The sequence below is a fragment of the Arthrobacter sp. B2I5 genome (genome assembly GCF_030816735.1).
Classification (GTDB): Bacteria; Actinomycetota; Actinomycetes; order Actinomycetales; family Micrococcaceae; genus Arthrobacter.
On the sequence record NZ_JAUSYF010000001.1, the window covers coordinates 4,220,426 to 4,234,142 of the forward strand.

Below are 13,717 nucleotides of genomic sequence, written 5' to 3' on the forward strand. Positions count from 1 at the left end.
CCCCCTCAACAGACTTCTTCAGCAATCCTCCAGCGACATTCCAACAATGAGGTAGGAATCATGGACCACAACAGCACTGCCGCAACAGCGGCCCCGAAAACCCGGTGGTACCGGCAACTGTACTTTTGGGTACTGACAGCGATCGTCATCGGCATCCTGGTGGGCTGGCTCGCGCCGGCCACCGGCATCGCCATGGAACCCATCGGCACCACGTTCGTGAACGCGATGAAGATGCTCATCGGACCCATCGTGTTCCTCACGATCGTGGGCGGCATCGCCAGCGTCGCCGACCTGAAGAAGGTCGGAATGACGGGCCTCAAGGCACTCACCTATTTCCAGGTCGGCACCATCTGCGCCCTGGCATTCGGGCTGGTGGCCATCAATATCTTCCGCCTCGGCGAAGGAGTTAACGCCGACCCGGGTGCCATCAAGACCTCGGACTCGGCGGCCAAACTGATCGACGCCGGAGCGCACCAGGAATGGTGGCAGTTCATCACCCACATCATCCCCAACAGCATTGCTGGGCCTTTCGTGGAGGGTGACATCCTCCAGATCATCTTCATCGCCGTCGTCTTTGGCATCGCCCTGAACGCCATCGGCAAAGTGGGCGCCCCCGTACTGGACGGCGTGCAGCGCCTCACCGCCGTGATGTTCAAGATCCTCAGCTTCATCATGAAAGCGGCGCCACTTGGCGCGTTCGGTGCCATGGCCTACGCGGTGGGCAAGTACGGCGTCTCCTCCCTGACCAGCATGGGTGGGCTCATCGCCCTCTTTTACGCCACATCCATCCTCTTCGTGGTGGTGGTCCTCGGCTCGATCATGGCCTTCCTGAAACTGAATATCTTCAGCATGATCCGGCACCTCAAAGAGGAATACATGCTCATCCTGGGCACTTCCACCGCCGAACCCGCCCTCCCCGGCCTGATGCGCAAGCTGGAATACGCCGGCGTCAAGAAGGAAACCGTGGGCCTGGTGGTCCCCACCGGGTACAGCTTCAACCTGGACGGCGCGGCCATCTACCTGTCCCTTGCGGCCCTCTATATCGCCCAGGCAACCAACACCGACCTGACCATTGGCCAGCAGCTGGGCCTGCTTGCCGTCATGCTGCTGACCTCCAAGGGGGCAGCAGGCGTGGCAGGCGGCGGCTTCATCGCCCTCACGGCCACGCTTGCCACCATCGGCACCATCCCGGCGGCAGGCATCATGCTCATCTTCGGAATCGACAAGTTCATGTCCGAGTGCCGCGCCCTGGTCAACTTCACCGGCAACGCCGTGGCCACCCTCTTCATCGCCTGGTGGGACCGCACGCTTGACGCCGACCGTGTACGGCGCGTCTTTGCCGGCGAAGCAGTGGAACCCTTGCCCGCGCAGGCCGCGGAATTGGGTGCCGGGGCGGACCTCAACGACGACGACCTCCACCAGGTGCCTGTCCCCGGGAAGGATCCGGCCGGCGTCGGGCATCCCCTTCCTTCCGATCGCCGCCCCGCCTACTCCGAGACCGTCTGATATGTCCACCTCTACACCCTCCGTCCGTGCCCTCATCGCGCCGGACAAGTTCAAGGGCAGCCTCACTGCAGGTGAGGTGGCCCAGGCCCTGGCGGCGGGACTCCGGTCCACCGCCGGGGCCGGCCGGGCCGTCCAGTGCGACCTTCTGCCACTGGCCGACGGCGGCGACGGCAGCGTGGACGCCGCGGTCTCGGCAGGCTTCGCCCGGCACACCTGCCAGGTCACCGGACCAACAGGGCAGCAAGTGCAGGCGTCCATTGCCTTCGATGGAGTCACCGCTGTCGTGGAAGTTGCCAACACCTGCGGGATCTCGCTCCTGCCCGACGGCGCCCTTGACGCGCTCAACTCCTCCAGTCGGGGATTCGGCGAAGCCATCCGCTTCGCACTCAGCCTGGCGCCTGCGCGGATCGTGCTGGCGCTGGGCGGCAGTGCCAGCACCGACGGCGGAATGGGGATGCTGTCCGCCCTGGGCTACACCTTTACCGACGCCGATGGCCTCCACCTGGAAGGGACAGGGCACGCCCTGTCCCGGATCCACTCCGTCCAGGGCTTCCCCCTTCCCGGCCTGGCGGCGGCTGAACTGATCGTGGCCAGCGACGTCTCCAATCCCCTGACCGGTCCTTCCGGCGCCGCGGCCATTTTCGGACCGCAAAAGGGGGCAGGGCCGGCGGATGTGGCGCGCCTGGACGCCGGCCTGGTGCACTTCGTGGCAAGGATGGCAGACGCAGGATCTGCCTCCGGTCCCGAACTGGCCCGCCATGAAGGAGCCGGCAGCGCCGGCGGAATAGGCTACGCCTGCCTGCTGCTGGGCGCGCGGCAGGTATCGGGAGCGGACTTCTTCCTGGACCTGCTGGATTTCGATACTCGCAGGGACACCTGCGATGTGGTCATCACGGGCGAAGGCAGCATCGACCTGCAGACCCTCGCCGGCAAACTGCCGGCCGCCGTGGCCCGCCGTTCCGGCGGCCGCCCCATCATCGCGGTGGCTGGTCGCTCCCTGCTGCCCCGTGAACGGTGGGCAGACCTGTCCCTGAGCCGGGTGTATGCCCTGGCTGACTACACCAGCCGGGATTCCGCCAAGGACCCCCGGCTCTCCGCCGACCTCCTCCAGCAGATTGGCCGGGAGATCGGGCAAAGCATCCATTAGCCCGGGCACGTTTGTCCCTTCCACCGGCCCCGCTGCGCAGTAGCATCGGGAGAGGGGACGCCGAATACTCCCTGTTGCCCTGGGTACCTTTCCTTGGGCAGGGGGTCTTTTGAGCATCCATGCCAGCACGGAAACGAGCAATGGAAAGAGGAGCTTATGCGGGAGCCGGGCACCAGCGGGAACACTTCGGAAGCGGATGCAGCCGCAGGCAACGGGGAAGTGGAAGCGGGCGCTGCGGAGCCGACGGCGGAACTGGACGTCAATTTCGACGAGCAGTTCTTTGCAGCCAGGCCAAAGGCGCTGCGGCCCATCGCGCGCCGGCGCCAGTTCGTAGGCAGCAGGCCGTCCTTCGAGTTCGACGGGCGGAACGCGGCCTACGTGGACTGGCTCCGCAACCAGGCCATGCTCGGGGACGCGAATACGTTGGCCCGGCAGCTGTCCGGCCAGGCGAGCATGTGGCAAAACTCCTATGCCCATCCCAACCCGCGGGCCGCCGTCGAACGTGCCTCCGTGTGGTTCACCGCCTACCCGTTGTCCTTCATCACCCCCACGGGCCAGTCTTTCCTTTCCGCCCTGGGCGATCCGGCCATGTGGAAGGCGTTCCGTGAAATCGGCATCCGCGGCATCCACACCGGACCCGTGAAGCTCGCCGGCGGCATCAGCGGCTGGTCCCACACTCCCAGCGTGGACGGGCACTTCGACCGCATCAGCATGGCGATCGACCCGGTCTTCGGCACTGAGGAGGAGTTCCGCCGCATGTGCGAGGTGGCCGCTGAGCATGACGGCACGGTCATCGACGACATCGTCCCGGGCCACACCGGCAAGGGCGCGGACTTCCGCCTGGCCGAAATGAATTTCCGGGACTACCCCGGCATCTACCACATGGTGGACATCCCGGAAGAGGACTGGCACCTGCTCCCGGACGTCCCGGAGGGGGCCGACTCGGTCAACCTCAGCCCCGACTCGGAGCAGGCGCTGCAGAAGGCCGGCTACATCATCGGCCGGCTGCAGCGGGTCATCTTCTATGAACCCGGGGTGAAGGAAACGAACTGGAGCGCCACCCGGCCCATCGTGGACACCACCGGCAAGACTCGCCGTTGGGTCTACCTGCACTACTTCAAGGCCGGACAGCCCTCCATCAACTGGCTGGACCCCACCTTCGCCGGGATGCGCCTGGTGGTGGGCGACGCCCTGCATTCGCTCGTGGACCTCGGCACGGGGGCGCTGCGCCTTGATGCGAACGGCTTCCTGGGCGTGGAGAAGAGCGCCGAGGAACAGCCCGGCTGGTCCGAAGGCCACCCGCTGTCCGAGGCCGCCAACCAGCTCATCGGCTCCATGATCCGGAAGGTGGGCGGGTTCTCCTTCCAGGAGCTGAACCTGACCATCGACGACATCAAGGCAACCTCGGACGCCGGCCCGGACCTCTCCTACGACTTCATCACCCGGCCCGCCTACCACTACTCCCTGATCACGGCCGACACCGAGTTCCTGCGGCTGACCCTCCGCCTGTCCCTGGAGATCGGTGTGGACCAGGCCTCGCTAGTGCATGCACTGCAGAACCATGACGAACTCACCTACGAGCTCCTGCACTTCGCCGCCGGGCACCGGGACGAGATGTTCGAGCTCAACGGCGAGGAACTCACCGGCGCCCAGCTGGCCGAACAGATCCAGCAGACCATGCGCGAGCGGCTGACCGGCGAGAACGGGCCATACAACGCCGTCTTCACCACCAACGGCATTGCCTGCACTTCGGTCAGCTTCATCATGGCTGCCCTGGGCATCAAGGACCCGTCCACCACCACCCCGGAACAGGAAGCCCAGATCCGGGACGTCCACCTGCTGCTGGCCATGTACAACGCCCTGCAGCCTGGCGTCTTTGCCCTGTCCGGCTGGGACCTCACGGGAATCCTGGCCCTGGACCGGAGCAGCGTACGGGAACTGACCTCGCAGGGCGATACCCGCTGGATCAACCGCGGCGCCCACGACCTCATGGGCACCAGCCCGGACGCAATCACCTCCTCTTCCGGGATGCCGCGGGCCCGCAGCCTCTATGGCTCCCTGCCGGACCAGCTGAAGGACCCGGACTCGTTCGCGCGCCGGCTGCAGCGGATCCTCACCGTGCGGGAAGACAACGGAATCGCCACAGGGGCCTTGCTCGATGTCCCGGACGTTTCCAACCGCGGCGCACTTGTACTGGTCAACAGGCTCACGGACGGAACCCTTCAGGTCACCGCGCTCAACTTCTCGGGGCAGGACATCGCTGGCAGCATCCAGTCCAACGAGCTGCCCCCCGGCGCCAACGTCAAGGACCTGTTCAGCGGCGAGACCGTGGGGCAGGTGGATGACCTGCACAGCTTCTTCCTGGAACTGCCTGCCTACGGCGGAACTGCCCTGATCCTGACCGAAGCACCTGAGCCCGAGGCGGACGCCTAAAGGTACATCCCGGGGTAGGGCCTGGACTTCGGGTCCTACCCCGCGATGGCGCCCGCCAGCGTGGCTTCGATGACGGCCGGCGAGAGGACATACTGGGTGACCAGTTTGCTGGCGCCAAGGACCGCCGCCTGGCTGCCGGCGCGTGAGCCGTTGATGCGCAGGTGCGAGGTGGCCAGCGGCGGCGAGCGCCGGTACACCACCTCACGGATGCCGGCCACCAGGTGCTCCCCCGTCTCGCCGACGCTGCCGCCCACCACAATGACGGACGGGTTGAGCAGGTTGACCACGGTGGCCAGCACCTCACCGATGTCCCGGCCGGCCTGCCTCAGGGCCTGGATGGCCTGCAGGTTGCCGTCGGCGGCGAGCCGGAGCACATCCGCGCCCTTGGCCACTTCCAGCCCCTGGTCCCGGAGGGAACGCACGACGGCGGGACCGGACGCCAGCGCCTCCAGGCACCCGTAGTTTCCACAGGCACACAGGACATCCGCGCCGCGGGCCACCTGCACGTGCCCCAGGTCTCCTGCCGTGCCGTTGGCGCCGCGCTGCAGTTCCCCGTTGCTGATGATGCCCGAGCCGATGCCGGTGGCCACCTTCACGAAGAAGAAGTTGTTGTGTTCGGGCCAGTGGGCGGACTGCTCCCCCAGTGCCATGATGTTCACGTCGTTGTCCACCAGCACGTGCACGGGCAGGGACCGTTGAACGTAGCTGACCACGTCGAACCCGTCCCAGCCCGGCATGATGGGCGGCTTGACGGGCTTGCCGGTGTCGTGTTCCACGGGTCCGGGCAGGCCGATGCCAATCCCGGCGAGTTCCGCGACGCTTCGTCCGGTGGACGCCAGCAGCTCCTTGCCCTGCGCCACCACCTGGTCCAGGACCGCCTCCGGCCCGTCGGTCACCTGCTGCGCCAGCCGGTGTTCGGCCAGGATGTTCCCGCCGAGGTCCGTGACCGCCACGATGACGTGGGTGGCACCCACATCCACGGCCAGCACCAGGCGGGCGGCCGGGTTGAAGGCAAAGCGCGACGGCGGCCTGCCGCCGCTGGAGAGCGCCTCGCCTGCGGGGCCCACCAGGCCGGACAGCATCAGCGCGTCGATCCGCGAGGCCACGGTTGACCGGGCCAGTCCCGTACTCAGGGCAAGCTCGGCGCGGGTGCGGGCCTGGCCGTCACGCAGCAGCTGGAAGAGGTCGCCGGCGCGCGACAGGCTGCCGACGTCGGAGTCTTTTCCGGCCTGCCTGCCCGTCACTGAAGTCATGTCTAAGTCATAACACTCTTACTTACTGCTGTCATTACCGCAGAAGGACGACGCGCAACAAACAACTTTTGCTTGACGAGCGTCAAAAGTAGTTCTAGGTTGTGACTCGTAGCACATTCGCGGATCCGATGGTGGACATCAGCCGCGGTGATCCCGCCCCGCAGCCTGTTCGCAGCCAGCCCGTTTACGCATCAGAGTCAGCTCCTGTCCCAGAGTCGCTTACAAAGAGGTAACTGAACTTGTCCCATGACACAGCGCCCGCAGACCGCCTCCTCGGCGTCGGCATCCTCGGCGCCGGGCCCGTCACCCAGGCCATCCATCTCCCGGCCCTGGCACGCCTCCAGGACGTCCTGGAAGTCCGGCACATCATGGACGTGGACCCGGCCGTTGCCTCCTCGGTGGCGGCCCGCGTCGGCGCCACGGCCGGCACCAGCATGGATGCGCTGATGAACGATCCGGCCGTGGACGTCGTAGCGATCTGCAGTCCCCACCAGTTCCACGCCGACCAGGTCATCGCCGCCTGCAGGGCCGGAAAGAAAGCCGTCCTCTGCGAAAAGCCCTTCGCAATGAACGCCGGGGAAGCTGCGCGCATCTCGGCGGTCAGCAGCGAAACGGGCGTACCCATCGTCGTGGGCGCCATGCACACCTTTGATCCGGGCTGGCTCGCGGCGGAACAGAACTGGGGCGACCTCCCGGAGCAGGTCCACACCATCCGCTCCTCCATCGTCCTGCCGCCCAATGCCCGCTTCGAAGACTTCGCCACCGAGATTCTCACGCGCCCCGCCGCCGGCGAGCCCGACTACTCGGACATCGATGTCATCAAGAACGCGCTCCGGGGCGGGATCATGGGCCTGGCCATCCACGACCTACCCCTGGTCCGCCGGTTTACCCCGGACTTCGCGGACATCGAGGTCCTCCAGGTGTTCCACGTCCGCCCGTTCGGCTACGCCGTGTCGCTCCGCACCCCAACCCGCGTCATTGAACTGCGTGCCGTCATGAACAGCACCTGGAAACCCGAATGGACCTTCGAGGCAATCTCGGATGATGCGGCACTGCACATCGACTTCACGCCGTCCTACGTGCAGGCCGGCTCCGCGGTCGCCACCCTGACCAGTCGCGGCGGCAGCGAAACGCGCACGTTCGGCCCCTATGGGCATAACGGCTACGAGGGCGAATGGCGTGAACTGGCGGAGCTGGCCAGGGGAACCCGCCAGGCGCCCTCCGCCCAGGCACTGATTGACGACCTCACCTTTGCCCTCGCCATCGCGGACGCAACCGTGGACAGCGCTGCAGGACAGGCCGGCGCGGCAGAAAAAGCAGGAGTTTCGGCATGAGCGGCCCGTACACGGTCTCGGCATCCCCCACCGCCCGGGAAGCCGGGGCGGTAACCCAGACGATGGCTTCACTGCCCGCAACCTTCGCACCCGCCGCGAAGAACCTGCAAAGCACGGCCGACGTGCTGGTGGTCGCGGGCGAACCCGGCTGGACGGACGAAGCCCGCCGCGCCGTCGCCGCAGGTGCCCGCGGCATCGTGGTGGCCAACCCGGTCCCCGAGGACACCCGCGAACTGGCCGCCGCGGCAGACGCCGCAGGAACCGCCGTCGTCCTGGACCTCCGCTGGGCCTCCAACCCTGCGCTGGTGGCAGAAGGCGACGGCCCCGACGCCCGTGACGCAGTGCGCAGCGCCCTGGGCACCGCGTCACTGCTGGACAGTGTGGCGACGGCGGCTCCCGGCACGGACCCGCGGCGGCTCCTTGGCGAGCACCTGGCCGCGCTGCTGGCCGTCATCGGAACGTTCGACGACGTCAGCCTCCTCCGCAGCGACGCCACGGGATACACCGTGGCCGGCAGGCTGGCCAACGGCGCACCGTTCACGGCCCAGGGCGTGCTGACCGCGGCCCGCCCGGCCGGCGTCGATATCCGCCTCTACACCGCCGACGGCGGGGTGGCCGTCCAGGTTCCGGATCCGGACGCAGCCTGGCCGGCTGAAGTCCGGGTCACCGGAGCCCACGGCGAACTCCTGCTTCCCACGCTTTACGAATCCGCCCACCGGTGGGCGTGGCGGCGCCTGAAGGACCATCTTGGCGCCGGCACCCGGCCGGACGATCTGGCCGGGTTCGCCCGACTGACCGACCTCTACGCAACCCTCGCTGACACGTAACCAGACCCACCGATACGCAACCTGAACAGCAGTCCAGTCCCACCTCCACTCTCAACGATGAGCAGGACCGCATCAACGGCGCATCACGCCTGCCGGTCCCGAAAGGACACATGATGAACGCAACATCCGAACAGCGCCGCTCCTTCTCCCGCCGCGGTTTCCTGGGCCTGACGGCTGCCGCCGCTGCAGCACCCCTTCTCGCTGCCTGCGGCGGCGGATCGGCCTCGCAGGGCGGCGGAGGTGGAGCGGGCGGGACGGTCAAGTTCTGGGACATGCCGTGGGCCACGCCCGCCTACAACGACGCCGCCAAGGGCATCGCAGAGGGTTTCTCCGGTGCCAACGGCGCCAAGGCGAGCTACCAGATCATCCAGTGGAACAACTTCTACCAGACCTTCTCCTCCGCGATCGCTTCAAAGACGGGCCCGGCCGTGTCCACGGGCGGCGGATTCCAGGCCTTCCAGTTCGAACAGCAGGGCCAGATCGCGTACGCGGACAAGGTGATCGAGAAGCTGAAGGCCAGCGGCCAGTTCGACGACTTCCTGCCCGGCGTGCTGGACCCGTTCAAATCGGACAAGGGCTATGTGGCGGTCCCGTGGCAACTGGACATGCGCGTCTTCTGGTACCGCAAGTCGCTGTTCGAAAAGGCCAACGTTGCGCTCCCCACGGACTGGCCGTCGCTGCTGGAAGCGGGCAAGGCCCTGAAGAAGGTGGGCGCGTTCGGCTTCACCACCGGCGCAGGCGCGGGCAACAACTACGCCAACCACTCCATGATCATGATGATGGTCAACAACGGCGGCGGTGTCTGGAACAAGGATGGCGAGCTGGACCTGATGAACGACCGCAACGTCGAGGCCATGGAGTTCGTCCTGGAACTCGTGTCCAACGGCATCGTGGATCCCGCCGCGGTCAGCTACACCACGGACAACATGTCCGCTCAGTGGAAGGACGGCAAAGCAGGCTACGGCCTGTTCCAGGTGAACGTCCCGCAGCGCGTGGGCGATACCTCGGGCGACCTGCTGGTGGCTGACCCCATCAAAGGTCCGCACGGGGACAAGGCAACGATCGTTTTCCCCAACAACATCATGATGTACACCAACACCCCGTCCCAGGAAGCGTCGGAAGAGTTCCTGGTGTACTACCTGGGCCAGCTCAAGCAGCTGTGGCAGAAGAAGCTGATGTCCGCCCTGCCGGTCTTCAAGTCCATCACGGAGATTCCCGAGTTCGCCAACGACCCCAACAACGTCAAGATCGTCAAGGACTGGCAGCCCATCGCCAAGACCTTCGCCGCCCAGGGCAGCAAGCTCAACGCCAACCTCGCCGCACTCGACGGCGGGCAGGCGCTGAACCAGTTCAGCCAGAGCATCATCACCGGAAAGGCCGACGCCAAGACTGCCCTGCAGACCTTCCAGTCCGGCCTCGAATCCGTCCTGAAGAAGTAGGACGGACCGCCCATGTCCAGCACCACCACCCAGTCCGGCCTGGCCCGGGCCCGCCGCGGGCTTGCCCCCGGCGGGTCCGGGACGGTCCCCGGAAAACGCAAGAGCAAGCTCTCCGCCCAGGCAACCAGGACCTTCTTTTGGCTCCTGCTTCCCTCCGTGGTCCTCCTTGTCCTGATCCACGGCTACCCGCTGATCTATGCGGCCATCCAGGCGACGCACGACGGAGACCTGCTCCAGACCGGCAACTTCGTGGCCGCGCAGAACTTTGCCACCGTCCTGACCTCACCGGCGTTCTGGAAAGCCGCCCAGTTCACCCTGTGGTTCACCATCGTGGGCGTCTTCGGGTCCTGGCTCGTGGGCCTGGGCCTGGCCCTGCTCCTGCGCACCAGGATCCCGGCCGGCGGCACCTTCAAGGTCCTGCTGCTCCTGCCCTGGGTGGTGCCCATCGTGGTGTCCTCCACTGCATGGAACTGGCTGGTGGCCACCCCGGACAGCCTGATTCCGTCGCTGTTCAGGAACCTGGGCATGGGCACCCCGCTCTTCCTGGCAGACCCCTCACTGGCTTCCATCACGGTGATGGTGTTCAAGGTCTGGGTCAGCTTCCCCTTCATGATGATGATGATTTCGGCCGCCCTGGCATCCGTTGACACCACCGTCTATGAAGCAGCCAGCATGGACGGGGCCAGCCGTTGGCAGCAGTTCACCCAGATCACCCTGCCGCTGATTGCCCGCTCCACCTACATCAGCTGGATCCTGATGACCATCTTCTGCGTCAACGACTTCCCCACCATCTACCTGCTCACCGGCGGCGGCCCGGTCAACGCCACGACTTCACTGGTGGTCCTGGCCTACCGGACCGTGTTCCAGGACTTCGCCACCGGCCCGGGCGTGGCCATCGCCTTCCTCATGACCATGACCCTGGTGGTCATCTCGGTCATCCTGTACCGCCAGATCCGAAAGTCGAGCGTCGAATAATGAGCGCAGTACTCCACGCCCATCCCGAATCCGGCCCCTCACTCGGCATCGACGCCGGCAAACGCCGCAAGGTCCTCTCCGAGGCCGGCCAGCGCGGCCGCTGGTGGCGCTTCGCCGCGATCCTCATCATCACCGGGATCGTGCTGGTTCCCATCATGGTCACCGTGCTGCTGGCGTTCACACCCGGACCCAACAGCACCGCCACCGGCCTGACCTTCGAAAACCTCAGCAACGTGTTTTCCAAGACCTTCGCCGCCACCTGGCTCAAGAACAGCCTGGTCACCACCCTCTCCACCGTGGTGGTGTCGGTGGCCGTGGCCGCACCAGCGGGGTACGTCCTTTCCCGGGGCCGCAGCAAGGCAGTTTCCGGATATTCGCTGCTGCTGTTCGTGATGCAGTCCCTGCCCATCATCACCTCGGTGGTGCCGCTGTTCATCCTGTTCGCCGGGATGGGGCTGGTGGACAACCTCCTGGGCCTGACCATCATCTATGTTGGTTCCACCATGACGGTAGCCACCTGGATGATGGCCGCCTACTTCGACTCCATCCCCATCAGCCTGGAGGAGGCTTCCTGGATCGATGGCTGCTCGGTTTTCGGTTCCTTCACCAAGGTGGTGCTTCGGAATTCCCTTCCCGGCGTCCTCTCGACCGCGATCTTCGCCTTCCTCCTCGCCTGGAACGACTACCTGGTGGCCATCGTGTTCCTGCGCTCGAATGAAATCTTCACCCTGCCCATGGGTGTGCAGTCCTTCTTCCAGCAGAATGCAACGGACTGGACCTCCGTCATGGCCCTGGCCGTGGTCATGATGCTCCCACCCGTCATCGTCTTCGCCACCCTGAACAAGTACTTCAGCGTCGGCGGCATCGGCGGCTCCCTCGCCGGCCGCTGACCCCACCCCCACCACCTACAGAACAGCTAAGGAAACCCATGTCCTACTCACTGCAGCTTTACACCCTCCGCAACGCCATCTCGGAGGATCTTCCGGGGACCATCAGGAAGGTGGCGGAGATCGGCTACACCCAGGTTGAGCCGTACAACTTCGTGGCCACGGCCAAGGAACTCGGCACGGCCCTGAAGGAGAACGGCCTCACCGCACCGTCCGGCCACGCACCCCTCATGAGCCAGGACCAGGACGAGATCTTCGCAGCGGCCAGGGAACTGGGCATCACCACCGTCATCGATCCGTTCCTGCCGGCTGAGCACTGGCAAAAGGCCGAGGACATCCAGGCCACGGCCGAAAAGCTTAACGCGGCCGCCCGGAAGGGCGCCGAGTACGGCATCCGGGTGGGCTACCACAACCACGCCTGGGAGCTGGAGTCCACCATCGAGGGCCGCACCGCCCTGGAGTACTTCGCGGACCTGCTGGATCCGGAACTGGTCCTGGAGGTGGACACCTACTGGGCGGCAGTGGGCGGCCAGGATCCCGTGGAACTCCTGGCCAGGCTGGGCGACCGGGTGAAATTCATCCACATCAAGGACGGGCCCCTGAACAAGGACAACAAGGCCCAGCAGCCCGCAGGCCAGGGCAAGGTGCCGGTCATCGACGTCATCGCCGCGGCAAAGTCGCTGGAGGTGGGCGTCGTGGAGTTTGACGACTACGCCGGCGACATCTTCGAAGGCATCGCCCAGAGCCTGTCCTTCCTCAACGCTGCAGGCGAAGGAGTAAAAGCATGAACACCACAACTTCCAGCAAGGGCCCGGTGGGAGTCGGCGTCATCGGCGCCGGCGTGATCAGCAAACAGTACCTGGACAACCTCACCGCGTTCCCGGACCTCAAGGTCCATGTCATCGCCGACCTCTTCGAGGAAGCCGCCGAGGCGCGCGCGAAGGAATACGGCGTGCCCGAATGGGGCGGCGTGGACAAGGCCCTGAACCACCCGGACGTGGAGATCATCGTCAACCTCACCATTCCCGCCGCGCACGTGGAGGTGGCCACCGCCGCCGTCAACGCCGGAAAGCACGTCTGGACGGAGAAGCCGTTCTCCCTGGACCGCGAATCCGGGCTGGGCCTGCTCAAGACCGCGGACGCCGCCGGCATCCGCCTGGGCTGCGCCCCGGACACCTTCCTTGGGGCCGGCATCCAAACAGCCCTGCGCCTGATCAAGAGGGGTGACATCGGCACGCCGCTGACCGCGATGACCACGTTCCAGACCCCCGGCCCGGAGTCCTGGCACCCCAACCCGGCCTTCCTCTTCCAGCACGGCGCCGGCCCGCTGTTCGACATGGGCCCGTACTACCTCACCACCCTTGTCCAGGCCTTCGGCTCCATCCGCAAGGTAGCCGCCGTCGGGTCAAAGGCCAAGGATGTGCGCGTGATCGGTTCAGGACCCAAGGCCGGCGAGGAGTTCACCGTCGAGGTGCCCACCCACGTTTCCGCAATGGCGCAGTTCGAATCCGGCGCCTCCTCGCACAGCGTCTTCTCCTTCGAGTCCCCCCGGACCCGCATGGGGTTCGTGGAAATTACCGGCACCGAAGCCACCATCTCGCTGCCGGATCCCAACTACTTCACCGGCGACATCAAGCTCTGGCGCGCCGGTGACGAGGACTGGACCACCGTTCCGGCCACCGGGCCCGCCAACGGCCGCGGCATGGGCGTGCTGGACATGGCACGCTCCATCCGCGCCGGTGTGCCGCACCGCGCCACGGGTGAACTGGCCTACCACGTCCTGGACACCATGGTCTCCATCACCGAGTCCATAGGCTCCGGCACGTTCGTGGACGTCGAAAGCTCGGCCCCGGCATCCCCGGCCCTCCCCGAGGACTGGGCGCCGGAAACCGCCACCCTCTAATCCAGCACGTAGT

The 13,717-nt window shown here is 66.2% G+C and carries 11 protein-coding genes; 10 read left to right on the top strand and 1 reads right to left on the bottom strand.

Going from position 1 to position 13,717, the window contains the following annotated elements; translation table 11 throughout:
- The first annotated feature begins 60 nt into the window (after positions 1–60).
- From dctA to treS, 3 genes are all read left to right on the top strand, one after another.
- Positions 61–1,506 (top strand): C4-dicarboxylate transporter DctA, encoded by a 1,446-nt coding sequence (gene dctA, locus QFZ60_RS19595; RefSeq protein ID WP_307092645.1) that lies wholly within the window; start codon positions 61–63, stop codon positions 1,504–1,506.
- A 1-nt stretch (position 1,507) separates the two neighbouring features.
- Positions 1,508–2,653, top strand: a complete 1,146-nt coding sequence (locus QFZ60_RS19600) for a glycerate kinase (protein WP_307092646.1) — start codon at positions 1,508–1,510, stop codon at positions 2,651–2,653.
- Positions 2,654–2,809: 156 nt separating this feature from the next.
- On the top strand, positions 2,810–5,086 hold the full coding sequence (gene treS / locus QFZ60_RS19605; protein WP_307092647.1) for a maltose alpha-D-glucosyltransferase: 2,277 nt from the start codon (positions 2,810–2,812) through the stop codon (positions 5,084–5,086).
- 35 nt (positions 5,087–5,121) lie between these two features.
- On the opposite strand, the gene QFZ60_RS19610 is transcribed toward treS, so the two are convergent.
- A complete protein-coding gene (locus QFZ60_RS19610) occupies positions 5,122–6,339 on the bottom strand; it encodes an ROK family transcriptional regulator (RefSeq protein ID WP_307092649.1) in 1,218 nt (405 codons plus the stop codon).
- Between the two features lie 239 nt (positions 6,340–6,578).
- Between QFZ60_RS19610 and QFZ60_RS19615 the strand changes: the two genes are divergently transcribed.
- The 7 genes from QFZ60_RS19615 (at position 6,579) to QFZ60_RS19645 (ending at position 13,704) form a co-directional block, all read left to right on the top strand.
- The gene (locus QFZ60_RS19615) at positions 6,579–7,673 is read left to right on the top strand and encodes a Gfo/Idh/MocA family protein (RefSeq protein ID WP_307092650.1); all 1,095 of its coding nucleotides are present in this window, start codon (positions 6,579–6,581) and stop codon (positions 7,671–7,673) included.
- Positions 7,670–8,500, top strand: a complete 831-nt coding sequence (locus QFZ60_RS19620) for a hypothetical protein (RefSeq protein ID WP_307092651.1) — start codon at positions 7,670–7,672, stop codon at positions 8,498–8,500. The genes QFZ60_RS19615 and QFZ60_RS19620 overlap by 4 nt, the downstream gene beginning before the upstream one ends.
- Positions 8,501–8,613: 113 nt before the next feature.
- Positions 8,614–9,939, top strand: a complete 1,326-nt coding sequence (locus QFZ60_RS19625; protein ID WP_307093399.1) for an ABC transporter substrate-binding protein — start codon at positions 8,614–8,616, stop codon at positions 9,937–9,939.
- Positions 9,940–9,951: 12 nt separating this feature from the next.
- Complete coding sequence (locus QFZ60_RS19630) at positions 9,952–10,914, top strand: carbohydrate ABC transporter permease (RefSeq protein ID WP_307092652.1); 963 nt, start codon at positions 9,952–9,954, stop codon at positions 10,912–10,914.
- Positions 10,914–11,804 (top strand): carbohydrate ABC transporter permease, encoded by an 891-nt coding sequence (locus tag QFZ60_RS19635; RefSeq protein ID WP_307092654.1) that lies wholly within the window; start codon positions 10,914–10,916, stop codon positions 11,802–11,804. The genes QFZ60_RS19630 and QFZ60_RS19635 overlap by 1 nt, the downstream gene beginning before the upstream one ends.
- Positions 11,805–11,842: 38 nt before the next feature.
- Entirely contained in the window at positions 11,843–12,589 is a 747-nt protein-coding gene (locus QFZ60_RS19640) for a sugar phosphate isomerase/epimerase (protein WP_307092656.1), read from the top strand.
- Positions 12,586–13,704 carry a Gfo/Idh/MocA family protein gene (locus tag QFZ60_RS19645; RefSeq protein WP_307092657.1) on the top strand — a complete coding sequence of 373 codons (1,119 nt, stop codon included), beginning with the start codon at positions 12,586–12,588 and terminating at the stop codon, positions 13,702–13,704. Before QFZ60_RS19640 ends, QFZ60_RS19645 begins: the two co-directional genes overlap by 4 nt.
- Positions 13,705–13,717 lie beyond the last annotated feature (13 nt).